The organism is Neorhizobium sp. IRS_2294, from assembly GCF_050500145.1.
GTDB classification, from domain to species: Bacteria; Pseudomonadota; Alphaproteobacteria; order Rhizobiales; family Rhizobiaceae; genus Neorhizobium; species Neorhizobium soli.
Map to the genome: position 1 here is coordinate 2,501,516 of NZ_CP191439.1, position 25,924 is coordinate 2,527,439.

Annotated in this window: 29 protein-coding genes; 11 read left to right on the forward strand and 18 right to left on the reverse strand. The window is 62.0% G+C overall.

What is annotated here, in order from left to right:
* Window positions 1-68 precede the first annotated feature (68 nt).
* From ACQY1K_RS12035 to hydA, 3 genes are read left to right on the forward strand one after another with little or no spacing between them, the layout of a single operon-like run.
* Window positions 69-281, forward strand: coding sequence for an antitoxin MazE-like protein (locus tag ACQY1K_RS12035; RefSeq protein WP_184653757.1), 213 nt, complete (start codon window positions 69-71; stop codon window positions 279-281).
* Entirely contained in the window at window positions 278-658 is a 381-nt protein-coding gene (locus ACQY1K_RS12040; RefSeq protein ID WP_192086177.1) for a type II toxin-antitoxin system PemK/MazF family toxin, read from the forward strand. Before ACQY1K_RS12035 ends, ACQY1K_RS12040 begins: the two co-directional genes overlap by 4 nt.
* Window positions 655-2,109 carry a dihydropyrimidinase gene (gene hydA / locus ACQY1K_RS12045; protein WP_430257463.1) on the forward strand — a complete coding sequence of 485 codons (1,455 nt, stop codon included), beginning with the start codon at window positions 655-657 and terminating at the stop codon, window positions 2,107-2,109. The genes ACQY1K_RS12040 and hydA overlap by 4 nt, the downstream gene beginning before the upstream one ends.
* 44 nt (window positions 2,110-2,153) lie before the next feature.
* On the opposite strand, the gene ACQY1K_RS12050 is transcribed toward hydA, so the two are convergent.
* Window positions 2,154-2,564, reverse strand: a complete 411-nt coding sequence (locus tag ACQY1K_RS12050) for a cupin domain-containing protein (protein WP_113165702.1) — start codon at window positions 2,562-2,564, stop codon at window positions 2,154-2,156.
* Between the two features lie 126 nt (window positions 2,565-2,690).
* Between ACQY1K_RS12050 and ACQY1K_RS12055 the strand changes: the two genes are divergently transcribed.
* The 8 genes from ACQY1K_RS12055 to ACQY1K_RS12090 all read left to right on the forward strand — a co-directional run bounded on the left by ACQY1K_RS12055 (window position 2,691) and on the right by ACQY1K_RS12090 (window position 12,656).
* Window positions 2,691-3,473 (forward strand): ABC transporter ATP-binding protein, encoded by a 783-nt coding sequence (locus ACQY1K_RS12055; protein ID WP_062582706.1) that lies wholly within the window; start codon window positions 2,691-2,693, stop codon window positions 3,471-3,473.
* A gap of 75 nt (window positions 3,474-3,548) precedes the next feature.
* Window positions 3,549-3,884, forward strand: a complete 336-nt coding sequence (locus ACQY1K_RS12060) for a hypothetical protein (protein ID WP_113165704.1) — start codon at window positions 3,549-3,551, stop codon at window positions 3,882-3,884.
* Window positions 3,884-4,771: an ABC transporter permease gene (locus ACQY1K_RS12065; protein ID WP_430257464.1), complete on the forward strand. Its 888-nt coding sequence runs from the start codon at window positions 3,884-3,886 to the stop codon at window positions 4,769-4,771. Before ACQY1K_RS12060 ends, ACQY1K_RS12065 begins: the two co-directional genes overlap by 1 nt.
* Window positions 4,768-5,910, forward strand: a complete 1,143-nt coding sequence (locus ACQY1K_RS12070) for an ABC transporter permease (RefSeq protein ID WP_430257465.1) — start codon at window positions 4,768-4,770, stop codon at window positions 5,908-5,910. The genes ACQY1K_RS12065 and ACQY1K_RS12070 overlap by 4 nt, the downstream gene beginning before the upstream one ends.
* Window positions 5,911-5,965: 55 nt before the next feature.
* A complete protein-coding gene (locus ACQY1K_RS12075; protein WP_430257466.1) occupies window positions 5,966-6,931 on the forward strand; it encodes an ABC transporter substrate-binding protein in 966 nt (321 codons plus the stop codon).
* Between the two features lie 284 nt (window positions 6,932-7,215).
* A complete protein-coding gene (locus ACQY1K_RS12080) occupies window positions 7,216-8,460 on the forward strand; it encodes an efflux RND transporter periplasmic adaptor subunit (RefSeq protein ID WP_082472011.1) in 1,245 nt (414 codons plus the stop codon).
* 10 nt (window positions 8,461-8,470) lie between these two features.
* On the forward strand, window positions 8,471-11,782 hold the full coding sequence (locus ACQY1K_RS12085) for an efflux RND transporter permease subunit (RefSeq protein ID WP_209901552.1): 3,312 nt from the start codon (window positions 8,471-8,473) through the stop codon (window positions 11,780-11,782).
* 187 nt (window positions 11,783-11,969) lie between these two features.
* On the forward strand, window positions 11,970-12,656 hold the full coding sequence (locus ACQY1K_RS12090) for a Crp/Fnr family transcriptional regulator (RefSeq protein ID WP_062455259.1): 687 nt from the start codon (window positions 11,970-11,972) through the stop codon (window positions 12,654-12,656).
* A gap of 107 nt (window positions 12,657-12,763) precedes the next feature.
* On the opposite strand, the gene ureG is transcribed toward ACQY1K_RS12090, so the two are convergent.
* From ureG to urtB, 17 genes are all read right to left on the reverse strand, one after another.
* Window positions 12,764-13,375 (reverse strand): urease accessory protein UreG, encoded by a 612-nt coding sequence (ureG, locus tag ACQY1K_RS12095; RefSeq protein WP_062582696.1) that lies wholly within the window; start codon window positions 13,373-13,375, stop codon window positions 12,764-12,766.
* 42 nt (window positions 13,376-13,417) lie between these two features.
* Window positions 13,418-14,119, reverse strand: a complete 702-nt coding sequence (locus ACQY1K_RS12100) for an urease accessory protein UreF (RefSeq protein ID WP_430257467.1) — start codon at window positions 14,117-14,119, stop codon at window positions 13,418-13,420.
* A gap of 6 nt (window positions 14,120-14,125) precedes the next feature.
* Window positions 14,126-14,602 (reverse strand): urease accessory protein UreE, encoded by a 477-nt coding sequence (gene ureE, locus ACQY1K_RS12105; protein WP_430257468.1) that lies wholly within the window; start codon window positions 14,600-14,602, stop codon window positions 14,126-14,128.
* Between the two features lie 101 nt (window positions 14,603-14,703).
* Window positions 14,704-15,387: a TIGR02117 family protein gene (locus ACQY1K_RS12110; protein ID WP_430257469.1), complete on the reverse strand. Its 684-nt coding sequence runs from the start codon at window positions 15,385-15,387 to the stop codon at window positions 14,704-14,706.
* A gap of 25 nt (window positions 15,388-15,412) precedes the next feature.
* A complete protein-coding gene (gene ureC, locus ACQY1K_RS12115; RefSeq protein WP_430257470.1) occupies window positions 15,413-17,122 on the reverse strand; it encodes an urease subunit alpha in 1,710 nt (569 codons plus the stop codon).
* Window positions 17,123-17,129: 7 nt separating this feature from the next.
* Window positions 17,130-17,540, reverse strand: a complete 411-nt coding sequence (locus ACQY1K_RS12120) for a PIN domain-containing protein (RefSeq protein ID WP_430257471.1) — start codon at window positions 17,538-17,540, stop codon at window positions 17,130-17,132.
* Window positions 17,537-17,797 (reverse strand): AbrB/MazE/SpoVT family DNA-binding domain-containing protein, encoded by a 261-nt coding sequence (locus tag ACQY1K_RS12125; RefSeq protein WP_184653777.1) that lies wholly within the window; start codon window positions 17,795-17,797, stop codon window positions 17,537-17,539. The genes ACQY1K_RS12120 and ACQY1K_RS12125 overlap by 4 nt, the downstream gene beginning before the upstream one ends.
* A 50-nt stretch (window positions 17,798-17,847) precedes the next feature.
* On the reverse strand, window positions 17,848-18,264 hold the full coding sequence (locus ACQY1K_RS12130; protein WP_430257472.1) for a lysozyme inhibitor LprI family protein: 417 nt from the start codon (window positions 18,262-18,264) through the stop codon (window positions 17,848-17,850).
* The gene (locus ACQY1K_RS12135) at window positions 18,261-18,566 is read right to left on the reverse strand and encodes an urease subunit beta (protein ID WP_430257473.1); all 306 of its coding nucleotides are present in this window, start codon (window positions 18,564-18,566) and stop codon (window positions 18,261-18,263) included. The genes ACQY1K_RS12130 and ACQY1K_RS12135 overlap by 4 nt, the downstream gene beginning before the upstream one ends.
* A gap of 11 nt (window positions 18,567-18,577) precedes the next feature.
* A complete protein-coding gene (locus tag ACQY1K_RS12140; protein WP_192086168.1) occupies window positions 18,578-18,841 on the reverse strand; it encodes a DUF1272 domain-containing protein in 264 nt (87 codons plus the stop codon).
* A gap of 10 nt (window positions 18,842-18,851) precedes the next feature.
* The gene (locus ACQY1K_RS12145) at window positions 18,852-19,154 is read right to left on the reverse strand and encodes an urease subunit gamma (protein ID WP_062455242.1); all 303 of its coding nucleotides are present in this window, start codon (window positions 19,152-19,154) and stop codon (window positions 18,852-18,854) included.
* A gap of 33 nt (window positions 19,155-19,187) precedes the next feature.
* The gene (locus ACQY1K_RS12150; protein WP_430257474.1) at window positions 19,188-20,012 is read right to left on the reverse strand and encodes an urease accessory protein UreD; all 825 of its coding nucleotides are present in this window, start codon (window positions 20,010-20,012) and stop codon (window positions 19,188-19,190) included.
* Entirely contained in the window at window positions 19,949-21,103 is a 1,155-nt protein-coding gene (locus tag ACQY1K_RS12155) for an alpha/beta hydrolase family esterase (RefSeq protein ID WP_430257475.1), read from the reverse strand. The genes ACQY1K_RS12150 and ACQY1K_RS12155 overlap by 64 nt, the downstream gene beginning before the upstream one ends.
* 202 nt (window positions 21,104-21,305) lie before the next feature.
* Window positions 21,306-22,001: an urea ABC transporter ATP-binding subunit UrtE gene (gene urtE, locus ACQY1K_RS12160; RefSeq protein WP_113109896.1), complete on the reverse strand. Its 696-nt coding sequence runs from the start codon at window positions 21,999-22,001 to the stop codon at window positions 21,306-21,308.
* A gap of 177 nt (window positions 22,002-22,178) precedes the next feature.
* Window positions 22,179-22,940 (reverse strand): urea ABC transporter ATP-binding protein UrtD, encoded by a 762-nt coding sequence (gene urtD, locus ACQY1K_RS12165; RefSeq protein WP_174196330.1) that lies wholly within the window; start codon window positions 22,938-22,940, stop codon window positions 22,179-22,181.
* Window positions 22,941-22,944: 4 nt separating this feature from the next.
* A complete protein-coding gene (gene urtC / locus ACQY1K_RS12170) occupies window positions 22,945-24,120 on the reverse strand; it encodes an urea ABC transporter permease subunit UrtC (protein WP_430257476.1) in 1,176 nt (391 codons plus the stop codon).
* Window positions 24,117-25,733, reverse strand: coding sequence for an urea ABC transporter permease subunit UrtB (gene urtB / locus ACQY1K_RS12175; protein WP_430259000.1), 1,617 nt, complete (start codon window positions 25,731-25,733; stop codon window positions 24,117-24,119). Before urtB ends, urtC begins: the two co-directional genes overlap by 4 nt.
* Window positions 25,734-25,924 lie beyond the last annotated feature (191 nt).

Below are 25,924 nucleotides of genomic sequence, written 5' to 3' on the forward strand. Positions count from 1 at the left end.
CATTGAGCTCGACCCGGAAAACTCGTCCATAGCGCGGCATCGCGCCATCAGTGACAGGAGGCAATGACATGGGCAGGCCACGCGAAGTCTCTGAAGAAGAACGCGCCGAGCTGATCCGCAAGGGCTACCGGCCGATCGAGGTTTGGGTGCCGGATCTCGACAATGAGACCGTCCGCGAGCAGCTACAGGAAGAGGCCCGGAAGATCGCCGAAGCGGACAAGGCCGAAGGGGTCATGGACTGGCTCGATGCTGTCGGCCCCACGAATTGGGATAAGCCGTGAAGCTCAAGCGTGGAGATATCGTTATCGCGGTTTTCCCCGGTGAGCTTGGAAAGCCAAGACCTGCCGTCATCCTCCAGCACGACGACCTCAATGAAATCCTCACGACGATCCTGGCATGCCCGATGACGACCCATGTCATCGAGACCCCCTGGCTTCGCCCGATCATCGTGCCCACCATCGACAATGGCTTGCAGGAACTGTCCCAGATCATGTCGGAGAAAATCTCACCTTTGCGCAGGGAGGTCATCCGGCAGCGGATCGGCCGATTAGACGAAGACGATCTGAACCGGCTGGAAATCGCGTTGCTGCACATTATCGGGCTGACGCACAAGATGCAGTTGCAGGCCCAGACATCAGAACAAGGGAGCGAGCCATGACCACCATCATCAAGAACGGCACTGTCGTGACAGCCGACCTCACCTACAAGGCGGATGTGAAGATCGAGGGTGGGCGGATCGTCGAGATCGGGCCGGATCTCCGGGGCGAGGAAGTCCTGGATGCGTCAGGCGCTTACGTAATGCCGGGCGGGATCGATCCGCATGTGCATCTGGAAATGCCGTTCATGGGCACCTATTCGGCCGACGATTTCGATAGCGGCACGCGGGCGGCGCTTTCGGGCGGCAGCACGATGGTGGTGGATTTCTGCCTGCCCGAGCCGGGTCAGTCGCTGCTTGATGCGCTCAAGCGCTGGGACAACAAGGCGACCCGCGCCCATTGCGACTATTCCTTCCACATGGCGATCACCTGGTGGAGCGAGCAGGTGTTTGACGAGATGAAGGCGTTGGTGCGCAACCACGGGATCAACACGTTCAAGCACTTCATGGCCTACAAGGGCGCGCTGATGGTCAATGACGACGAGATGTTCGCCTCGTTCTCGCGCTGCGCCGAGCTTGGAGCCCTGCCGCTCGTACATGCGGAAAACGGCGATATCGTCGCCGCCATGCAGCAGAAACTGATGGACGCGGGCAATGACGGACCCGAGGCGCATGCCTATTCCCGCCCCGCTTCCGTCGAGGGCGAAGCGACCAACCGCGCCATCATCATTGCCGATACCGCGGGCGTTCCGCTCTATGTGGTGCACACGTCCTGCGAACAGGCGCATGAGGCGATCAGGCGCGCCCGCCAGTCCGGCATGCGGGTCTATGGCGAGCCGCTGATCCAGCATCTGACGCTCGACGAAAGCGAATACGCCCATCCGGACTGGGATCATTCCGCCCGCCGCGTGATGTCGCCGCCGTTCCGCGACAAGCGCCATCAGGATTCGCTATGGGCGGGCCTGGCGGCCGGTTCGCTGCAGGTGGTAGCGACCGACCACTGCGCCTTCACCACCGACCAGAAACGCACCGGGCGCGGCGATTTCCGCAAGATCCCGAACGGCACCGGCGGCCTTGAAGACCGCCTGCCGATGCTGTGGACCCACGGCGTCGAGACCGGCCGCATCACCATGAACGAGTTCGTGGCAGTCACCTCCACCAACATCGCCAAGATCCTCAACATCTACCCGAAGAAGGGCGCGATCCTGGTTGGAGCCGACGCGGATATCGTGGTGCTCGACCCGAAGGCCTCAAAGACGATCTCCGCCGCAACCCAGCAATCGGCGATCGATTACAACGTGTTCGAAGGCAAGCATGTGACCGGGCTGCCGCGCTTCACGCTGTCGCGCGGCAATGTCGCCTATGCCAATGGCGAGATCCGCACGAAGCCGGGCGACGGCAAGTTCGTTTCCCGCCCGCCGTTCCCAGCCGTCAGCAAGGCGCTGTCGGCCTGGAAGGAGATCACCGCGCCCCGCAAGGTGGAACGCTCCGGCATCCCGGCATCAGGCGTATGAGCGGCTTGATGACAGCGGTACCCGGTAAGGCGAGGGCCGGTGGCTCAGTCCACCAAAGCATCCAGCTCCGGCAGCAGGACGACGCTCTCCTGCTCGTTGGGATCGGTGCGCGCGATGATCGCGGTGCAGGGCGTGCCCGACCGGTTGGCTGGCAGATGCGGAACACCGGCCGGAATGTACATCAGCTCGCCCGCATGCAGCACGACGTGGTTCTCCAGCCGATCCCCATACCAAGTGTCGGCGGAGCCGGAGAGCATGTAGATCGCGGTCTCATGGGTTTCGTGCAAATGCGCCTTGGCTTTTGCCCCCGGCGGAATGGTCAGAAGATGCATGCAGATGCCCTTGGAGCCGACCGTTTCGGCGGAAATGCCCTGAACATAGGTGAGACCCTGCTTGCCGTCATAGGCGGCATCGGGCCTGACGATACGGCAGGTCGGTCTTGATGACGTGTCCATTGAAACTCCCCCTCTCCAGCAGAACCGCGGCAGCCTCCATGGCGCCGACGGCCGGATGTGCAGCGTGATGATACCAGAAAACCCGGCCTTTCAAACGATCAGCCACGCTTTCGACGGAGCGCGCCCATGACCTACTCCGTCGTCTCTGCGAGAAAGCTCGGCCTGACATTCGAGACCGGCGACGGGCCGGTTCATGCGCTGTCTGATGTCGATCTCGACGTGAAAAAGGGCGATTTCGTTTCCTTCATCGGCCCTTCCGGCTGCGGCAAGACGACGTTTTTGCGGGTGATCGCGGATCTGGAACGGGCAACCTCGGGCGAAATCCTCGTCAATGGAATGACGCCGGAGGAAGCGCGGAAAAGCCGCTCCTACGGCTACGTGTTTCAAGCGCCGGCGCTTTATCCCTGGCGGACGATCGAGAACAACATCGCCCTTCCGCTCGAAATCATGGGCTATTCGGCAGCGGAACGCGCGAGCCGCATCGAGCGGACGCTCGATCTCGTCAATCTCTCGGGCTTCGGCAAGAAATATCCTTGGCAGCTTTCCGGCGGCATGCAGCAGCGCGCCTCGATCGCCCGCGCGCTCGCCTTCGATGCCGATCTCCTTCTGATGGACGAGCCCTTCGGCGCACTGGACGAGATCGTCCGCGACCATCTGAACGAGCAACTCCTGAAACTCTGGGAGCGGACGCAAAAGACCATCTGCTTCGTCACCCACTCGATCCCCGAGGCGGTCTATCTCTCCACCAAGATCGTGGTGATGTCGCCGCGACCCGGGCGGGTGACCGACGTGATCACCTCGACCCTGCCGAAGGAACGCCCGCTCGATATCCGCGAGACGCCGGAATTTCTGGCGATCGCTCATCGGGTCCGCGAAGGTCTGCGCGCGGGGCACAGCTATGAGGAATAGGGATTTGCACTCTTCTCTCACGCTGAAGGCTCGGTCTCTTCCGGCGGCAAAAGGCGTTCATTGGGAGATCTCACCATGAACGCTGCCTTCCTGCTCTGGCTGTGCGGCGCCATGGCGACATTTCTTGCGGCGGCAACCGCCTCGCGTGCCTATATCGCCTCCAGCAACATCCTCCTTCTCCTGCTGTCGCTGGTGCTCTACTGCGCAGGCAACCTGATGATGGTGAAGCTGATGCGCGAGGGCGGGCTGGGGCTCGCCATCTCCGTTTCGGCGATCGCGCAGCTGCTTCTCATCAACGTCATCGCCTTTGCCGTTTTCGGCGAGAAACTGACGCCGCAGCAGCTGGCCGGCGTCGGGCTCGGGGTCGCTGCCATGGTGCTGATGCTGGTGCCGATGGGGGCGAAGGGCTGATGCACAAGGAAACCCTCTTCCGTCACCGCATCCTGCCCGTCGCAACAGTCGTCCTCGTCATCGTCGCGATCTGGTATGTCGGCGCGTATTTCATGAACGCGCCATTCCAGCGCGATCTCGACCGGCGCGCCAGTGTGACCTCGACGCCGATGGAATTCCTCGGCAAGACGATGTCGCAGCCGAAACCGATCCTGCCGGCGCCGCATCAGGTGGCGTCGAATGTTTTCGCGAACACGTTTCTGCGAAGCGTTTCCTCGAATCGCAGCCTCGTCTATCACGCCTGGGTGACGCTCTCCTCGACCCTTGCGGGCTTCGGTTTCGGAACGCTTCTCGGCATCCTGATCGCGGTCGGCATCGTCCACGTGCGCGCGCTCGACCGCAGCCTGATGCCGTGGATCATCGCGTCGCAGACCGTGCCGATCCTTGCCGTCGCGCCGATGGTGATCGTCACGCTCGGCGCGATCGGGATTTCCGGTCTGGTGCCGAAGGCAGTGATCTCCACCTACCTCTCGTTCTTCCCCGTCGCAGTCGGTATGGTGAAGGGCCTGCGCTCGCCGGAACTTATCCAGCTCGATCTGATGCGCACCTATCATGCCAGCGCCGCACAGACTTTCTGGAAGCTGCGTGTCCCCGCCTCGGTGCCGTTCCTGTTCACCTCGATGAAGGTGGCGATTGCCGCAAGTCTCGTCGGCGCGATCGTCGGTGAGCTCCCGACCGGCGCCGTCGCCGGCATCGGCTCGAAGCTTCTCGCCGGCGCCTATTACAGCCAGACGATCGATATCTGGGCGGCGCTGGTGGCGGGCTCCGTGCTCGCATCGCTTCTGGTCGCAGTCGTCGGGATCGCCGGAAAGATCGTCAACCGCAACATGGGAGGAAAGCCGACATGAGCGCATCTCTGCGAACCTCCCTCCTCCAGTCATGGCAGGGCTGGCTATCGCTGGTGCTGTCGCTCGCAGCGCTTGCGGCCCTGCCGCTCCTCGATCCCGATGCGGTGACACGTTTTGCACCGATGACGCTGTGTGCGATTTTCGCCCTGTCCATTGCAGGCGCGGTCGTTTCGTTTCTGCCGCTGCCGCCCCTGTTTCTCGCGGCCGCGATTTTCGTCTTCTGCCACCTCTCGACCGGCATCCTGGTTTCAGGCCTCGCCGGAAACGAGGGCAAGGCCTCGACGGCGTTCTTCCTGATGATCGCGGCCAACTGGCTGCTGGCATGGCGCTGCGTCAGCCTGTTGTCGGAGATCCGGACCCGTTCCAGGTTCGCGGACGGACTGCTGGGGCTTGCGATCCCGACGATCTTCGGCGCGTGGCTGCTGATCCTGTGGGAAGCGCTCACCCGCGGCTTCGGCGTGCCCTTCATCCTCCTGCCGCCGCCCTCCTCGATCGGCGTTCGCATTGCAGCCTCGCTGTCGATCCTCTGGGCGGACGTGCAGCAGACGATCTTCAAGGCGGTGCTGGCGGGCTACATCCTCGGCTGCAGCGCGGGCTTCGTGGTGGCGATCCTTGCCGATCGCTTCGCCTTCCTGCGCGCCGGACTGATGCCGATCGGCAATCTGATGTCGGCGCTGCCGATCATCGGCGTCGCACCGGTCATGGTCATGTGGTTCGGTTTCGACTGGCAGTCGAAGGCCGCCGTCGTCACGATCATGACCTTCTTCCCGATGCTGGTGAACACGGTGGCCGGGCTTTCCGCCTCCGGAACGATGGAGCGTGACCTGATGCGCTCCTATGCGTCGGATTACCGGCAGACGCTGATGAAGCTCAGGCTTCCGGCCGCCATGCCGTTCATCTTCAACGCGCTGAAGATCAACTCCACCCTGGCGCTGATCGGCGCCATCGTTGCGGAATTCTTCGGCACGCCGATCGTCGGCATGGGCTTTCGCATCTCCACCGAGATCGGGCGCATGAATGTCGACATGGTCTGGGCCGAAATCGCGGTTGCGGCGCTTGCCGGATCGCTCTTTTATGGCGTCGTCGCCCTTGCCGAGAGAGCAACGACATTCTGGCATCCGTCTAACCGTGGGGGTTAGTCGCTGACGATCCGCATCCCGAAAACGGGGGCGGCAACAAAAGAGGGAAACGACAATGAAAAAGATGATCATGGCACTGATGGCGGGGGCGTTCTCGCTTGCCGCATCCAATGCGTTCGCCGCCGACAGGCTGACGCTGCAGCTGAAATGGGTGGCACAGGGCCAGTTCGGCGGCTATTTCGTGGCCAAGGACAAGGGCTTCTACGAGGAGGAAGGCCTTGACGTGACGATCAAGCCGGGTGGTCCCGATATCGCTCCGGAACAGGTGATCGCCGGCGGCGGCGCCGACGTGATCGTCGACTGGATGGGCGGCGCGCTGGTTGCCCGCGAAAAGGGCGTACCGCTGACCAACATCGCCCAGCCTTTCGCCAAGTCCGGTCTCGAGCTGATTTGCCCGAAGGACGGACCGGTCAAGACGGAAGCCGATTTCAAGGGCAAGACGCTCGGCGTCTGGTTCTTCGGCAACGAGTATCCATTCTTTGCCTGGATGAACAAGATCGGCTTGAAGACCGAGGGCGGTACGGATGGCGTGACGGTTCTGAAGCAGAGCTTCGACGTCCAGCCGCTGATCCAGAAGCAGGCGGACTGCATCTCCGTCATGACCTATAACGAATACTGGCAGGCGATTGACGCCGGCTTCAAGGCCGAAGATCTGGTCGTCTTCAACTATACCAAGCTCGGCAACGACCTTCTGGAAGACGGGCTCTACGCTCTCGATACCAAGCTGGCCGATCCAAAGTTCAAGGAGAACATGGTCAAGTTCGTGCGCGCTTCGATGAAGGGCTGGAAATACGCGATCGAGAACCCGGAAGAAGCCGCAGAGATCGTCATGGACAATGGCGGCCAGGACGAGAACCACCAGAAGCGCATGATGGGCGAAGTGGCAAAGCTGATCGGCGACGGCAAGCTGGACATGGCGACCTACGAGCGCACGGTAAAGGCGCTGCTCGACCAGAAGATCATCACCAAGCAGCCGGATGGTGGCTACACGACCGATGTAACGACCGCCGCTCTTAAATAAGCAGGCCCTGATCGAGCCGATCTAACCTGCCGAAAACAGTATATGCCCGGCGCGCTGCCGGGCATATTTTAGGGGGCGGTAACCATCACTGATCTTGGTCTTGGCATTTCCGCGAGCAGATTGATTTGCGGCGACGGAAGCCGTAAAAACACGGGACATGAATTTGTCGGGTGACGGACTTGTGGCGGCTTTGGGTCGTCACCACCTCATCAGGTACTGCGCAGGGAGGGGCGCGGATCCCGGACAGCGAAATAAAGACCCTCTGGTGCATCGGAAGTCGTCGCATGTTTCGCATTTCGTCAAAGCTCGCGTTGTTGGCGGCGTCCCTCGCCCCTGCCCTGATCACGCTCCTCGCCTTTCCGGCATTGGCGCAGCAAGCACAGCCGACCGCACCGCAGAAGAACCTTCCGTCGATCATCGTGACCGAGGCCAAAACCCGCCCGATGACCGATCGGGTCATCGCGACCGGTACGATCCGCCCGATCGAGGAAATCTACATCCAGCCTCTGGTCGACGGTCTCTCTATCCGCAGCGTCGATGCCGATGTCGGCGACGAGGTGAAGCAGGACGCGGTTCTCGCAACCCTCAACGACGACTCGCTCATTCTGCAAAAAAGCCAGCTTGAGGCAAACAGGGCCAAGGCCGAGGCCGGCGTCGCGCAATACAAGGCGCAGGTGATCGAGGCCGAAGCCAATCTTGCCGACGCCATCCGCCAGCGCGACCGCACCAGAAAACTCGGACAAAACGGCACCAGCAGCCAGAGCCAGGTCGAACAGACGCAGGCCCAGGTTGAAGTCGCCGAAGCACGGCTGAACGCGGCGAAACAGGCCGTTTCCGTCGGTGAGGCCGACGTCAAGGTCGTCGATGCGCAGATCAAGGACGTCGACCTCAACCTTGCCCGCACCGGCGTCAAAAGCCCGGTTGATGGCGTCGTCACGGCCAAGAATGCGCGGATCGGCGCGATTGCCGCCGGCGCCGGCGAACCGCTCTTTACTATCATCAAAGACGGCGCGATCGAACTCGTGGCCGATCTTTCGGAAACAGACATCCAGAAGGTCAAGCTCGGCCAGAAGGCGATCATCACCATTGCCGGCGGCACACGCAAGATCGAAGGCAAGGTGCGGATCGTTTCGCCCTCCGTCGATGCGACCACCCGCCTCGGCGCCGTGCATATCGTCGTGGATGACGAAAGTGGTGCCCGATCGGGCATGTATGGCAGTGCGGAGATCGTCATCACCGAAACGACGGCGCTGGCCCTGCCGCTCTCGGCCGTGACCACGGCGCCGTCGGGCTCGGTCACCCGCAAGGTGGACGGCGACACCGTCAAGCAGGTCAAGATAGAAACCGGCATTCAGGACGGCGGCTTCATCCAGATCGTCAGTGGCATTGCCGAGGGCGACCGGGTCGTCGCCAAGGCCGGCGCCTTCGTGCGCGACGGCGACAAGATCAACCCGGTCCTGCCGGGCTCAAAGGCTGGCGCCGACAAGGCCGAAGCTGACCGGGCCCCGCCCGCCGCTGTTTCGAATTGAGGACGCGAAGATGAACTTCTCCGCCTGGTCCATCCGCAACCCGATCGCGCCGCTTCTCGGCTTTGCCCTGTTGCTGTACGTCGGCATCCAGTCCTTCTATGCGCTGCCGATCACCCGCTTCCCGAATATCGACGTGCCCGTCGTCTCCGTCACCGTCGTCCAGTCCGGCGCATCGCCTGCCGAACTGGAAGTACAGGTGACCAAGGAGATCGAGGATGCCGTCGCCTCGATCAGCGGCATCGACGAGGTCCAGTCCACCATCACCGATGGCCAGTCGCAGACGGTCGTCGTCTTCCGCATCGAAAAGCCAACGCCCGAAGCGGTGCAGGATACCAAGGACGCGATCGACAAGATCCGCGGCGACCTGCCGGCCGGCATCGAGGAACCGATCGTCACCAAGGTCGATGTCGAAGGACAGGCGATCCAGACATTCGCCGTCTCGTCGCCGAACATGACGCTCGAAGAACTCTCCTGGTTCGTCGACGACACGGTGACGCGGGCGCTGGAAGGCCAGGCCGGGATCGGCCGTATCGACCGTTACGGCGGCTCCGATCGCGAAGTGCGCGTCTCGCTCAATCCCGCCAAGCTCGATGCCTATGGCATCACGGCAGCCGACGTGAACCAGCAGATCCGCGGCACCAACGTCAATCTCGGCTCCGGCCGTGGCCAGGTGGCGGGCAACGAACAGACGATCCGCACGCTCGGCGATGCCCGCGATGTGGCGCAACTGGCCGAGACGTCGATCAGCCTTTCCAACAACCGTTTCGTGCGGCTGTCGGAGCTCGGCACCGTCACCGATACCTACGAGGAGCAGAAATCCTTCTCGCGCTTCAACGGCACGCCGGCCGTCACCTTCGCGGTCTTCCGCGCCAAGGGTGCGAGCGAAGTCTCCGTCGCCGAAACCGTCGCGGAAAGCCTCGACGGCGTCCGCAAAGCCCATCCCGACGTCGCGATCGCCATGGTCGACGACTCCGTCTATTTCACCTACGGAAATTACGAAGCGGCCCTTCACACGCTGGTGGAAGGCTCGATCCTTGCCATCATCGTCGTCATGCTTTTCCTGCGCAACTGGCGCGCTACACTGATTGCGGCCGTCGCCCTGCCGCTGTCGGCAATCCCCACCTTCTGGGTCATGGACCTGATGGGGTTCTCGCTTAACCTCGTCTCATTCCTGGCGCTGACGCTTGCGACCGGTATTCTGGTGGATGACGCGATCGTCGAGATCGAAAACATCGCCCGCCATATCAAGATGGGCAAGACGCCGTACAAGGCCGCACTCGAAGCGGCCGACGAGATCGGCCTCGCGGTCATCGCGACGAGCTTCACCATCATCGCCGTCTTCGTGCCCGTCTCCTTCATGCCGGGCGTTCCGGGCCAGTATTTCATCCAGTTCGGTCTCACCGTCGCCTTCTCGGTCTTCTTCTCGCTGGCGGTCGCGCGCCTGATCACGCCGCTGATGGCGGCCTATCTGATGCGCGCCGAAGACGGGATGGAAGACCACCACGACAATGACGGCTGGATCATGCGCGCCTACACGCGCCTGGTCACCGGCACGACCCGCAAATGGTACTGGCGCTATGCGACGCTTCTCGGCGCCATCGCCTTCCTCGCAGGATCGCTCATGCTGCTGAGCCAGGTGCCCGGCAGCTTCCTGCCGCCGGACGATTCCTCGCGCGTCGTTCTCTCCGTCGAGCTGCCGCCCAATGCGACGCTGGAGGAGACCGCCGAGACATCTGAAAGGATCGACCACGCGGTTCGCGATATCGACGGCGTCGAAAGCGTCTTTGTGCTCGGTGGCGCCTCGCCCAAGGGTGATCTCGAACTGCGCCGTTCGACCGTTCGTGTCATCCTCGAAAACATCGACCATTCGCTGATCAAGACGCTGGTCAACAAGGGGCTGGGCAGCCTGCCGCTGATCGGCTCTTCTTTGCCGAAAATGGAAGAACATGGCCGTACCCGTCCGCAATGGGACGTGGAAAAGGACATTTTTGCCGCAATCCGCGATATCCCGGACGTGCGTATCTCGAAGGTCAACGACCGTGCCGAGCGCGAACTAGCGTTCAACTTCCTCTCCGACAACGAGGCGGACCTGAACGATGCGATCGGGCTCCTGGAATCGCGCCTGCGCGCTTCGCCGATCCTTGCCAATGTTTCCTCCGACGGCGCCCTGCCCCGGCCGGAACTGCAGATCCGTCCGCGTATGGCCGAAGCCGCGCGCCTCGGCATCACGCCGCAGCAGATCTCCGAGACCGTACGCGTCGCGACCATCGGCGATATCGACGCCAATCTCGCCAAGATCAACCTGGATGACCGGCAGATCCCGATCCGTGTCCAGACCTCACTCGATGTGCGGCGTGATCTAGCAGCGATCAAGGCGTTGAAGCTGAGGACCGCAAGCGGTGCCACGGTGCCACTCACCAGTGTTGCCGACGTGGATTATTCGGAAGGCCCGAGCTCGATCACGCGCAACGACCGCAACCGCGTCGTGGCGATCGGCTCGGATGTGCCCTTCGGCACGGCACTCGACACGTCGTCGGCCGAGTTCAAACGCATCGTCGACGAAACCAACCTTCCGCCATCCGTTCGGCTGGCCGAAAGCGGCGACGCCAAGGTGCAGGCGGAAATGACCCAGAGCTTCGGCAATGCCATGCTGATGGGCCTGCTTCTGGTTCTGGTCGTGCTGATCCTGCTGTTCAAGGACGTCATCCAGCCGCTGACCATCCTGTTCTCGCTGCCGCTTGCGATCGGCGGCGTGGCGGTGGCGCTGATCGTCACCCAGAACGCGCTGTCGATGCCGGTTCTGATCGGTATCCTGATGCTGATGGGGATTGTCACGAAGAACGCCATCCTGCTCGTGGATTTCGCCATCGAGATGAAACGCCACGGACTGGAGCGTGTTCACGCGATGGTCGAAGCCGGCCGCAAGCGCGCCCGCCCGATCATCATGACGTCTATCGCCATGTCGGCCGGCATGTTGCCCTCGGCGATGGGTATCGGCGAAGGCGGATCGTTCCGCGCCCCGATGGCAATCGCCGTGATAGGCGGCATCATCGTTTCCACCGTCCTGTCGCTCCTCGTTGTCCCCGCCTTCTTCCTCATCATGGACGATCTTTCCGGCCTGCTCGGGCGGATCTTCGGTCGCCTGGTCGGCAAGAAAGAAGAGGAGGATTTCGGCCTTTCCAATGAGGAGCTGACCCAGGAGAACCGTGACCTCGGCGAGCGGCTTCGCCGGCTGGAACGCGAAAACGGCATCGACCACGATATGCTCAGCGCCTCTGGCGGCGCCAAGGTCCTGCGGCTTCCGCCCATGGCTGCGGAGTAAAAACACCGTTCCGAGCAAGCGATTCCGTGTGGGGCAGGAGACGTCGAAGGGTGCGGAAATGCAAAAGCGCATCCCGATCGCAAAGAATCTTGGACGATTTGATCGACGTCAAAACGCGCTTCGGAGCACGTGTTAATTTAGAATAATTACATTCTAGGAAGCTCCCCGCCAGAAAAGAAGAACGGACATGGGAAACGGCGACATCAAACTCAACAATCGCGACCGCGCGGTTCTCATGAAAACGCCTTTCATGCACGGCCTGACCGGTAACTCGCTGGTCAAGATGCTGTCGGCGATGAGTGTCGAGACAGTGTCCGCCCGTGACCTCATCGTGCGAGAGGGCCAACGTGCCGAAGCGTTTTACTGTGTGCTGAATGGCTATGTCCGCCTCTACCGGCTGAGCCGAGACGGGCGCGATGCGGATATCCGCATTTCCGCACCGGGAGATACGTTCGGCGAGTGCATGCTTTATGCGGACCGGAAGTATCCCTTTTTCGCCCAGGCCGCAGAGACCTGCACGCTGGTGCGTTTCGACCTGCAGACGGTCAAGGATCTGGCTGAAGAGGATCCCGGTATCTCCCGCGCCGTGATGACGACCCTGTCGCGTCATCTGATCAGCACGATGGACTGTGTTGCCAACGACCGGCTGTTCACGGCGCCGCAACGGGTGGCAAACTACATCCTCAGCCGCTGCCCGGTTGACGGTGGACCGGCAGCCATCCGCCTGCCGTTCCAGAAAAGCCTGCTCGCCGGCATGCTGGGACTGGCTCCCGAAGCCCTGTCGCGCGCCTTTTCGTCCCTGCGCAAGACAGGCGTCACGGTTCGCGGCCGCATCATCCAGGTGGTGGACGTACAGGCGCTGCGGGAAATCTGAACCGTCGAAGCAAGTAACCCGGGAGGCCGGCCCGAGCAGGCCGGCCACTCGCGTCAGCATGGCTTGCCTCAAAGGGTCAGGAAACCGCAGACCTCGTCATTGCGATCTCACAGCCCGCCCTGCGTCTCCAGAAACCGCACCACATGCTCGACGCCCTCGCCGCGCTTGAGGTCGGTGAAGACATGCGGCTTCATCTCGCGCATCCGCGAAGCATCCCTGTCCATCACGTCGATATCGACATCGACGTAAGGCGCCAGGTCCTTCTTGTTGATGATCAGGAGATCGGAGCGGGTGATACCCGGCCCGCCCTTGCGCGGAATTTCCTCGCCCTGGCAGGTGGAGATCACGTAGATTGTGATATCGGCGAGATCCGGGGAAAACGTCGCCGCCAGATTGTCGCCGCCGGATTCGATGAACACGATGTCGAGATCGGGAATGCGCTCGTTGAGACCGGCGATCGCCTGAAGATTGATTGTCGCATCCTCGCGGATCGCCGTATGCGGACATCCGCCCGTCTCGACGCCGACGATCCGGTCCGACGACAGCGCCTGCATCCGCACCAGCGCTTCGGCATCCTCTTTCGTGTAGATATCGTTGGTGACGACTGCGACCGAATATTTGTCGCGCATCGCCTTGCAGAGCTTTTCGGTGAGCGCCGTCTTGCCGGAGCCGACCGGCCCGCCGATCCCGACGCGAAGCGGTCCGTTTGCCGATTTCATGAGGACATTCCTTTCGATTGCTGGAGCAGCTTATCCCGGTCGCTAGGACCGGAACAGCCGCGAATGCTGTGTTTCGTGGCGAAGCGAGGCGATCTCCGCCTGCACGGCGGCACCGCCGAGATCATCGAGCGTCGCGCCTTGTGCCTTCTCCGCGACCTCGCCGAGCAGCGCCTCAAGATCGGCGAGTATCCCGACACCATGAGCCTGGCCACAGACACCGAGCCGGATGCCGGCCGAGACCGACTGCGACACCGCTGCGTGAAGGTAAGCCGCGATCGCACTCGTCTTCGGCACGCCATGGGCCGCCGAGATGGCGCCGACCGCGACCGGAAACGGCACCTGTTTCGGCAAAAGCTGCAGCACAGCGTGCGGCCAGGCGATGGCCGCCGTGACGAAGGCTTGGCCGAGCGATAACGTTTCCGCATGACGCTCCGCCGAGCCTGCCAGCGCCAGACCGAGTTCGGACAGGTCCTTCAACGCATCCCGCTGATCGACAGCCTCGAACGCGCTCGAAAACAGCACCGCATCGTTCCACAGCGAACCGTGAACAAGGATGGTTTCGAGCCAGGATGTGAGATCGGGCGCCGACGTCACCAGCCGATCCGCCACCGCGCGCTCCAGCCCGCCCGACCAGGCAAAGCCGCCGATCGGAAAAGCCGGAGACAGCCATGCCATCAGACGGAGCAAGGCGTGCGTATCTAGCCCCTGCCCAAGCTTACCCTGCAGACCCACGTCTTGCATCATACCGGTTCAGTCATGGGCATGATGACCGTGACTGCCGTGATCATGGCCGCCATGCGCGTGATAGGCGCCGCGGGCCGGCTGGAAGGGTTCGTCAATGTCGGTGACGGTTGCGCCGAGGCCCTGCAGCATGGAACGGATGACGTGATCGCGCAGGATGAGGATACGGCCGTCCTCGATCTGCGCCGACAGGTGCCGGTTGCCGAGATGCCAGGCAAGCTCGATCAGGTGCAGCGGATCGCGCGCCTTGACCTCGAACAGCTTTTCCGGCGCCGCCTGCACTTCCACCGTATCCCCGTTCTCAAGCACCAGCCGGTCACCATTGTGAAACAGCACCGCTTCCTTGAGATCGAGCATGACCATGTCGCCGTTCGACAAATGCAGCAGCTTGCGGCGCAGGTGCCGCAGATCATGCGGCAAGGTGACGACATCCACCGGCGGATCACTGATTTCACCGGCGGGACGATAGGAATGGATATGCTGCATTGATGTCTCCTTGAGGCGGCATAATCACCAAGCGTGACGCTCGGCACAAGGCCTAGTTACGCCCCGGCCGCAAAATCCGTGGCCAGGATTATCGATGTTTCTCAGTTGTAAAGTCGGAGCGACAGCGCCAGCAATTGCGGCAGGGGATTCCACAGTCCTGTGCGCAGGCCCGCGGCCCTCAGCGCCCGTGCTGTCCAGGTGTTGCAGCCGACAAGCGCGTTGAACGATCCATGTGCTTCGAAGAAGCGGTCATTGACGCCGTAGCCTGCTCCGGGGATGGGCACGACCTTGCTATCCAACTCCACGAAACTGGCACGGATGAAAGCCGACAGCCGTTCGAACTGACCGGCATCGAGATCGAACGACTGCACCGCCGGGTGCGCGTCGTCGATGCCGCCGGCCACATCGACATGCATGACCGACCGATCGATGGTGAGCGCCCGGAATGCCGGTATGGGCTTGAGCTCCGCCCACGTCGGTGTTTCCAGATAGAATGACCGCCCTCCCCAGCCAATCACCAACCATTCCGCCGCCGGATCTGAAACGGGAATGCCCGATGCTTCCAGAAACGCATAGGACGTCCGCGTTTCCTCGTTGAGCGGGATGACGATATCCGTATGGATCGGGTTGGCAAGCACGAGGATCCGGCGCGTGTTTTCGGAAGCGTGCGGGGGATCCGGCGCAAACAGTGGCCGCGGCACGAATGTGCCAACGGCGACGGCGAGAACGATCAGGATAGCGATTGCCGGGATCGCCAGCAGCAACCGCCTTGCAAGCCTCTTCATGCGCCGTGTCCGGGAAGGTATTGCATCAGAAGAGGAAGTACCGCTGTGCCATCGGCAGAACCGTTGCCGGCTTGCAGGTCAGGAGCTCTCCATCGGCGCGCACTTCGTAGGTTTCCGGATCGACCTCCACATGCGGCGTCAGCGAATTGTGAATCATCGACGCCTTGGAGATGCCGCCACGGGTATTGCGCACAGCGAGAAGCTTTTTAGCGACCCCCAGCCTGCCGACGATGCCCGCGTCGAGCGACGCCTGGGAGACGAAGGTGACGGAGGAATTGGTGCGCAGCTTGCCATAGGCTGCAAACATCGGGCGATAGTGCATCGGCTGCGGCGTCGGGATAGACGCGTTCGGATCACCCATCGGTGCTGCCGCAATCGAGCCGCCGAGCAGCACCATTTCCGGCTTTACGCCGAAAAAGGCAGGGCTCCAGAGCACCAGATCGGCGCGCTTGCCGACTTCGACCGAGCCGATTTCATGGCTGATGCCGTGCGCGATCGCGGGGTTGATCGTGTATTTGGCGATATAGCGTTTGACGCGGAAATTGTCGTTGTCGCCGGTTTCGCTGGCCAGATGGCCGCGCTGGCGCTTCATCTTGTCGGCCGTCTGCCAGGTGCGGATGGCAACTTCGCCGACGCGGCCCATTGCCTGGCTGTCCGACGAGATGATCGAGAAGGCGCCGATATCGTGCAGGATGTCTTCGGCAGCGATCGTCTCCTTGCGGATGCGGCTTTCGGCAAAGGCGATGTCTTCCGGGATCGACGGCGACAGGTGGTGGCAGACCATTAGCATATCGAGATGTTCGGCCAGCGTGTTGATCGTGTAGGGCCGCGTCGGATTGGTCGAGGACGGAATGACGTTGGGATTGCCGCAGATCTTGATGATGTCAGGCGCGTGACCGCCGCCGGCCCCTTCCGTGTGGAAGGCATGGATGGTGCGGCCCTTGATAGCGCCGATCGTGTCTTCCACGAAGCCGCTTTCGTTGAGCGTATCGGTGTGGATCATCACCTGCACGTCAAAGGCGTCGGCGACTGTCAGGCAGTTGTCGATGGCAGCGGGCGTCGTGCCCCAGTCCTCGTGCAGCTTCAGCGATGACGCGCCGGCAAGGATCATCTCCTCGAGCGGCGCCGGCAGCGAGGCATTGCCCTTCCCGGCCAGCGCGAGGTTCATCGGAAACGCATCAAAGCTTTCGATCATCCGCTCGATATGCCAGGCGCCGGTGCAGGTGGTGGCAAGCGTACCGTGCGCCGGTCCCGACCCGCCGCCCAGCATCGTCGTGATGCCGGACATCAGCGCTTCCTCGATCTGCTGCGGGCAGATGAAGTGGATATGCGCATCCATGCCGCCGGCCGTCAGGATCTTGCCTTCGCCGGCGATCGCCTCGGTCGATGGCCCGACGATGATCGTCACGCCCGGTTGCGTATCCGGATTGCCGGCCTTGCCGATCGCATGGATACGGCCGTCCTTCAGACCGACATCGGCCTTGTAGATGCCGGAGTGATCGACGATCAGCGCATTGGTGATGACAGTATCGACAGCGCCCTCGGCCCGCGTTGCCTGGCTCTGTCCCATGCCGTCACGAATGACCTTGCCGCCACCGAACTTGACCTCCTCGCCATAGACGGTGAAATCCTTCTCGACTTCGATGATGAGTTCGGTATCGGCAAGCCGCACCTTGTCACCGGTGGTCGGGCCGAACATGGAAGCATAGGACGCGCGGGACATTTTGTAGGGCATGGATGGTCTAGCTCCGAAGCTCGGTGAATTGGGGTGATTTGGCCGCAGCCTTGTCGAAGGTCATCGTCGTGCTGCAACCTTGACGGCGATTGATTTCGCCAATGAGATGGTCAGAAAAATCGCCTGCAAAATTTTCGTAGGATTTCAGAGCCGCGTGCAGGACCTCCCGGTCCTGCACCACGGCATTTTCGAGATCCAGCACAATCGAGAGAATGTCCAGGATCTGCGCTTTCGGCAGTCGCGCGCGCTGCTTCAGAACCCACGCGATTTCGACCACGACAATCTCGTTAATGAAGAAGCCGTCGACGTTGTGTGCAAACATGGACTCGAGCGCTTCTGCCTGGTCTTCTGCCAAGCCACCGATCAGCTGATCGTGAACAAGCCAGCGGATCAGAACATTGGTATCAAGTCCGATCATTCCTCGACGTCGCCCTCTACATTCCGTCCCCGGGCTTCCGCGACCCAACGATCAAGCTCTTCCGAGGTGACCGGCCTCTCCAGTTTGACGATCCCCCGCAAGTCGGCAAACGTGCGACGCTTCGGTCTGATTTCCAACGCACCGTCCTGCGTCGAAATGATATCGACCTGATCGCCTGCCTTTACTCCAAGATTTGCGAGCGCGTCGTCTGACAGCGTGATCTGATTTCCAGAACTGATTTTGACTGTCTCCGTCATGATCCTCTCCTCATCGATCCGACCGCCATTGCCGCAACAAGGCACCCGCTTCAGTTCCCCTCTTCCGTCAGCTCCTTCAGCTCCTCCGTCCGCTTCGCAGTCAGATCTGCCTGGCAGCCGTAGATCAGCATCGGTTCCATCGAGCCGCCGCGGGCCTGGAAGCCGTAGGAGGCGCATTGGGCGTCGCGGTAGGTGACCCAGGCGCGTTGTGCGGCGACGAGCGCCTTCTCCGCACCCGTCGTGGAGGGATCGGCATCCGCATCACGGGCCCGGATCAGGTCGCGGGTCTTCTTGTACTGCGTGTTGAGAAGCTTGTCGGCGGCGATGAACTCCTGCTCGGCGCAGTAGGTCATTTCCATCTGAACCTGGGCGTTGTCGCAGTCCACCTCCGGCCTGTCTTCGCCGGACGCCGGGGCGTCGATCAGGAGCACGCAGCCACAGGCGGCTAGAAGCGCCAGCGATTTCATAGGGCACCCATGATCTTCTGCTGGAACCCGTAGACCTTGCGGGCGCCAGACAGCGGGATCAGCGTGATCGACCGGGTCTGCCCCGGTTCGAAGCGAACGGCAGTGCCGGCGGGGATATCGAGCCGCATGCCGCGCGCCTTGTCGCGATCGAACGAAAGCCCGTTATTGGTCTCGAAGAAATGGTAGTGGCTGCCCACCTGCACCGGCCGGTCGCCGGTATTGGAAACCTCGATCGAGATCGTCGGGGCGCCGACATTGAGTTCGATCTCGCCTGCAACGGTAAAGACTTCACCGGGTATCATGGTCCACCTCCTCAGGCGCTCAATAAGAGTTTCGGCTGGCAGCCTTCGGCCTTCAGGACACGCACCGTAGAGGCCGGATTGTTGACGAGTGCGGCGGCCGGGCGCACCGGACGACGCACCAGTTCACCATTGCAATTCGGGCATGTACCGGCAAGCACGCCGGTGGCGCAATCGATGCAATAGGTGCATTCGAACGTGCAGATCATCGCCTCGCGGCTGTCGGGGGCGAGATCCTTATCGCAGCATTCGCAGTTGGGGCGCAGTTCGAGAGCCATGGCGAACTCCTCAGCGGATCGGTTCGTGCACGGTGACGAGCTTGGTTCCGTCCGGGAACGTCGCCTCCACCTGCACGTCGTGGATCATTTCAGGGATGCCATCCATCACCTGGTCGCGGGTGATGACATGCGCGCCCTCCTCCATCAGAGCCGCGACGGAGCGGCCATCGCGGGCGCCTTCCACCACGTAGTCGGTGATCAGCGCGATCGCTTCTGGATAGTTCAGCTTGACGCCCCGCTCCAGCCGACGGCGGGCAACGACCGCGGCCATGGAGATCAGAAGCTTGTCTTTTTCGCGTGGGGTGAGGTTCATGGGCGTCCCGCAATCGGCGTCATCAATGACAAATCAGATGTTCCAGACTTTCGGCACTGGCGCGCCGTTACGCAATACGGAAATTGCCGGTACCAGGATTTTTCTCAGCTCGAACCCGGTCGGCGCGGTGAGACGCGCAACGATCTTGCCGTTGAAGAAGCTGGCCCCGCCGGATGTGGGCCCGAGACAGTCCCGCAACTTCGGAAACAGGGCTTCTGCCAGCGGCCCCGAATAAAACAGCGTCGCGAACGCGACCTGGCCGGAGAGAACGGCGGCCGCTTCCGCCAGCCTCGCGATCTCGCCGTCGAGACGCATCTCTTCCGCGTGAATGAGGGAGCCCGCGCGCCGGACACGCCAGCGATCCCGGAAGAAGCCGAGATTGACCGCTTCGCCCATCATCTTGCGACCGAGAATGACGGCCTCGACGGCGAGGAATTCGGCGGTTTCGGCGAGATCCACATCGAGCCTGCGCGTCAGCGACGAACGGTCGAACAGGATGGTTTCCTGCGGCAGCCAGTGGACGGAAGCGTTTTCGCCGACGGTGATATGGGTGGAGACGGAGGCCGTGTCTGCGGCCGCCTTGTAGATCTTCTCGTTGGCCTGCGTGGTGACCGAGAGGCGGGTGGAATCGGATGCGGCGACGGACCAATCGATCACGTCGCCGCCCGTCAGTCCCCCTGACGTGTTGATGAGGATCGCCTCCATTTCAGGCGAAAAGGTTTCCGGAAGGCGTATTTTTGCGCAGCCTTCCTGGAAAAACTGGTCAAGCCGTGTGCGCCCGGCAAACGCCTTGGTTACAAGGCGTCCCGAACCCCTTGCCCGCTGCGGCGGGGTGTCGTCGGCTGAATGCTGCTGCACGTCGTGTCCTGCATGTTGATCTGTGTCGCGCAGTCAGACGCAACAGTCGTGCCAGACTTCGATCCGCTAGAGGATTTCGCAGGCGCGGCCGTGGCGACCATATCCGTCGTGTCGGCCTTCGAGAAGAAATCCCACATGCGGAAAGCCGGGTCGACATTGGCGTCGAAGGCAGGCTTTGCCGGTACCACGCTTGAAACCTTGGTCACGCCGGCAACGCCATCCTTGGCGGCAGCCATCACCGCTTCCCGGGCTTCCGAAGGCCTCGGCCAGTCATGCGTGCCCTTTTCGAACACGTAGGTGGCGATGCGGGCGCCGTTGGTGCAGGTGCCGTACATGGTGTAGGTGACGCCTTCGACAGTCTTTGCGTTGCCGTTGCCCTTGCAGCCGTCGAGATCGGTCCAGCGCTTGATCGCCGTCTTGAAACCATACTGCCAATAGGCGCTGCCGCCGCCGGCATAGGGGTTCTGCGCATCCTTTTCGCCCGCAAACGCCACGATCGAGATCGGCTTGGCCGGATTGCAGTTGGCGGCATCGGGCCCCCACTTGCCATCGGTCTCGACGGGACGACCGGCGCGCAGCGAATTCACAAAACCTGCCGCGACGAAATCGTCCTGACCGGAGCAGACATAAGCCGACAGCATGCGGCCGCCGCCGGAATAACCCGAGGCAAAGATCCGGTTCGGATCGACGCAGAGGTCATCCTTCACCTCTTCGACGGCATCCTCGATAAAGGCGATCTCGTCCTGGCCGCCCTGGGCGCCATTGGGAAGAATAGCCTGGCTCACCTGCACATGCGGAACGTTCCAGCCATAGGTGCCCGGCGCCTTGCCGGACAGGCTGCCTTGCAGCGCCACGGCGATAAACCCGTTCTTTTCGGCAACCTTGTCCCAGGAAGAGCGCTTCAACTGGCCGACCGGATTGCTGTTGCTGCCGTGAAAATCGAACACGACGGGCAGTTTGTCCTTGCCTGTATAGGAGGACGGCACGAAGTAGACGGCCTGGCGTTCGATACCGTCGGTCTCGATGGTGACCGGATGGAGACCCGGCGTCATAGGCTGGCCACAGCCGGCAAAAGCGGCACCTGCGGCCAAGAAAAACGCTCCGGTCGCGGTAGCGCGAAGGGCGGAGCGGGAACGAGAACCAACAATGCGTTCAAAGACCATCAGCGCCTCATCATGGGGTGCGGGGGTTATCTACGATGTTCGGAAGATGCGTTCATCTGCTGTTCATCTAGCACACAGGCCCAGGCTTTGAAACCGCGTTAACGAATAGAAGCCATGCAAACATTGACCCCTAAACAGTTAGGTGTCGCCTTGCTTCTGCCGTATCCAGTGTCTCAGCGGCGCCTTCGTGCACGATCTCGCCACGATCCATAATATAGACATGATCTGCCAGCTCCCGGCAGAAGTCGAGATACTGTTCGACCAGCAGGATCGCCATGCCGGTACTGTCGCGCAGGTAACGGATAGCCCGGCCGATATCCTTGATGATCGACGGCTGGATGCCTTCGGTCGGCTCGTCCAGCACCAGGATTTTCGGCCGCGTGACCATGGCCCGCCCGATCGCCAGCTGCTGCTGCTGGCCGCCCGACAGATCGCCACCACGGCGTCCGAGCATGGATTTGAGCACCGGAAACAGCGCGAAAATGTCATCCGGGATGAACTTGTCCTTGCGCTCCAGCGGCGCGTAGCCGCTCTCAAGGTTTTCCTGAACGGTCAGCAGCGGAAAGATCTCGCGCCCCTGCGGCACATAGCCGATGCCGTGCTTGGCACGGTGATAGGGTGCAAGCCCGTTCAACGTCTCGCCCTGAAAGCTGATCGTACCCGCTGACACCGGGTGCTGCCCGGTGACGGCGCGGAGCAGCGACGACTTGCCGACGCCGTTGCGACCGAGAACGCAGGTGATCTTGCCCATATCGGCCTTGATCGACACGCCGCGCAGGGCCTGTGCCGCACCGTAATGGAGATTGACGTTTTCGACTGTCAGCATGGTTGGTCTCTTTTCTCTTTGTGTCGGCCGTTGGAGGATCGACAAGCTTGCGGCATCCTTCCACCTCGCCCTTAAGGGGGAGGTCGCAGCGAAGCTGCGGGTGACCGCCGGGATCCCAAAGATCACCCCACCCCGGCGCTTTGCGCCGACCCTCCCCCTCAAGGGGAGGGTAATCCCTCACCGTCCGAGATAATTCTCAATCACCTTTGGATCGTTCGACACGAAATCGATCGACCCTTCGGCCAGCACCGATCCTTCCGCGAGACACGTCACCTTGACGCCGAGGTCGCGGATGAAGCCCATGTCGTGTTCCACCACCACGACCGAGCGGGTCTTGGCGATTTCTTTCAGCAGCAAGGCGGTCTCGGATGTCTCGGCATCCGTCATGCCGGCGACCGGTTCATCGACCAGAAGCAGCTTCGGTTCCTGAGCGAGCAGCATGCCGATCTCAAGCCACTGTTTCTGGCCGTGCGAAAGATTGGCGGCATATTCGTTTTTGCGGTGGGACATGCGGATCGTCTCGAGGATCTCCTCGATGCGGGCCTTGTCGTCGGCAGACAGCGTATAGAACAGCGTGCCGAACACAGTGCGTGACCGGTTGAGCGCCAGTTCGAGATTGTCCCACACGGTGTGGCTTTCGAACACGGTCGGCTTCTGGAATTTGCGGCCGATGCCGAGCTGGGCGATATCGGCTTCGTCCTTCTTGGTGAGGTCGATCGTGTCCTCGAAGATCACCCGGCCGGTATCGGGACGCGTCTTGCCGGTGATGATGTCCATCATCGTCGTCTTGCCGGCACCGTTCGGGCCGATGATGGCGCGAAGCTCTCCCGGTTCGACCACGAGCGACAGCGAATTGATCGCCTTGAACCCGTCGAAGGAGACAGAGACGTCTTCCAGATAGAGCAGGCTTTTGGCGCGTGTTTCGGCAATCGTGTTCATCGTCTCACTCCGCTGCCTGAACCTGTCGGGCGACCGGGACTGCCCCGGCATCCCTGCCCTTTTCCGCCTCCACCGCTGCCTTCAGCGCCTTGCGGCCATCAAATCCGTGCTGGATGGTGCCGACGATGCCGCGCGGCAGGAACAGCGTGACGGCAATGAACAGGCCGCCCAGCGCAAACAGCCAGATCTCCGGAAAGGCGCCGGTAAAATAGCTTTTGCCGGCATTGACGAGGATAGCGCCGATGATCGGGCCGATCAGCGTGCCGCGGCCGCCGACCGCCGTCCAGACGACGACTTCGATCGAGTTGGCGGGGGCAAATTCGCCTGGATTGATGATGCCGACCTGCGGCACGAACAGCGCACCGGCAATGCCGGCAAACATGGCCGAAACGACGAAGGTGAAGAGCTTGATATTCTCCACCCGGAAGCCGAGGAAGCGAACCCGGCTTTCCGCATCGCGGACGCCAACCAGCACCTTGCCGAATTTCGAGCGGGTGATGGCCGAGGCGACCAGAAGGCAGAGAGCCAGCATGATCGCCGACATCGCAAACAGCGCTGCACGGGTGCCGCCGGCCTGCACGTTGAAGCCGAGGATTTCCTTGAAGTCGGTGAGGCCGTTATTGCCACCGAACCCCATGTCGTTGCGGAAGAAGGCGAGCAGAAGCGCATAGGTCATCGCCTGGGTGATGATCGACAGGTAGACGCCGTTGACGCGGCTGCGGAAGGCGAACCAGCCGAAGACGAAGGCTAGCAGGCCCGGCACGACTAGAACCATCAGCATCGCAAAGGCGAAGTAATCGAACCCGTACCAGAACCACGGCAGTTCCTTCCAGTTGAGGAAGACCATGAAATCGGGCAGCAGCGGATTGCCGTAGGTGCCGCGCGAGCCGATCTGGCGCATCAGATACATGCCCATCGCATAACCGCCGAGCGCGAAGAACGCGCCGTGGCCGAGCGAGAGGATGCCGCAATAGCCCCAGACCAGATCCAGTGCCAGCGCCAGAAGCGCGTAGCAGAGATACTTGCCCATCAGCGCCATGGCATAGGTCGGGATGTGGAACGCGCTGTCTGGCGAGGTCAGGAGATTGAGCGCCGGGACGAGAATGGCGACTCCGAGCAGGATGGCGATGGCAACGACGATCTTGCCTTCGAGTGCACGCAGAATGAAGCCGGTAATCATGCTTCGATCGCCCTTCCCTTGAGCGCGAACAGGCCGCGCGGACGTTTCTGGATGAAGAGGATGATAAGAACCAGAACCAGGATCTTGCCGAGAACGGCGCCAACCGAGGGTTCGAGGAACTTGTTGAGCACCCCGAGCGAAAGTGCCCCGACCAGCGTGCCCCAGAGATTGCCGACGCCGCCGAACACCACGACCATGAAACTGTCGATAATGTAGCTCTGGCCGAGATTGGGCGAGACGTTGTCGATTTGGCTGAGCGCGACGCCCGCAATGCCGGCAATGCCGGAGCCGAGCGCGAAGGTCAGCGCGTCGACCCATGGCGTGCGGATGCCCATGGAGGATGCCATGCGACGGTTCTGGGTGACGGCGCGCATGTTGAGGCCGAAGGCGGATTTCTTCATCACCACCAGCAGCGCGAAGAAGATCGACAGCGAGAAGATCACGATCCACATGCGGTTCCAGGTGATCGTCATGCCGCCGAGCGGAAACGAACCGGACATCCAGGACGGATTGCCGACTTCCTTGTTGGTGGGGCCAAAGATGGAGCGGATCGTCTGCTGCAGGATCAGCGACACGCCCCAGGTGGCGAGCAGCGTTTCCAGCGGCCGGCCGTAAAGAAAGCGGATGATACCGCGCTCCACGACGAAGCCGACGGCACCGGTCACGAGAAAGGCCACCGGCAGCGCAATCGTCAGCGACCAGTCAAACAGGCCGGGCGCGTGACTGCGGATCACTTCCTGCACCACATAGGTGGAATAGGCGCCGAGCATGACCATTTCGCCATGCGCCATGTTGATGATGCCCATCACGCCGAAGGTGATGGCAAGCCCGATCGCGGCCAAGAGCAGCACCGAGCCGAGCGAGACCCCGTACCAGACGTTCTGGGCCAGATCCCACAGCTGCTGCTCGTTCTGGATTGCTTTGATCGCCGCATCGAGATCGGCCTTCAGGCTCGGATCGATCGTTGACGAGACCGAACTCAGGATACCGAGCGCACTGCGCCCGCCAAGATTGCCCATGGTCTGGATGGCGGCGCGCTTTTCGTCGAGCGAGCGGTCGGAGGAGAGCACCGAGACGGCGCGCGCCTCCTCCATGCGGAATTTGACGTCGCGGTCGGTTTCCTTGGCAATCGCAGCCTCGACCAGATCCAGCGCCTCCGCACTCGGCGACAAAAGGATCGCATCGGCTGCGGCAAGACGGACACCGCGATCCGGGCTCATCAGCGTCAGACCGCCAAGCGCTGCACGAATGGCGCGCCGCAGCGTATTGTTGACGCGGATCTTGGTGACGGCGCCCTTGGCGACCTGGCCGGCGCTTTCCGCCGTCACCGGATCAATCAGATCCAGCTGCGAGCCGGCGGGTTTGGCCACGAACACGGCCTTGTCGGCCTTGCGGAAATAGAGATCGCCCTCGGCAAAAGCCTCGAGCGCCGGCACCACGCGGATATCGCCGCTGGTGGCGATCTTGGCGACGATCGATTCAGCCTGGCCGAAATCGGCATCGGCGAGCTGGTTAAACAGCGGCTTCGGATCAGCCCCTTGCGAAAGGGCGGGTGCTGCGAGAGCGAGGAGGAGAACGGCAAAAACCGCTCTGACGAAGCTTCTTGTTGTCACGACATCGCCCTTCACACATGGCGGATACTTGCGGATTGGAGGCTGGCTCAACACTCCTCATTCCTGTGCTCGTCACAGGAATCCAGTCGGCCCAAGTCCTTGGGCCGAAAAAACTCTTCCGCGTCGCCGACGCGACGCTGCTGGATCCCTGTGACAAGTACAGGGATGAGGAGAGGAGATGCGGCATTCCG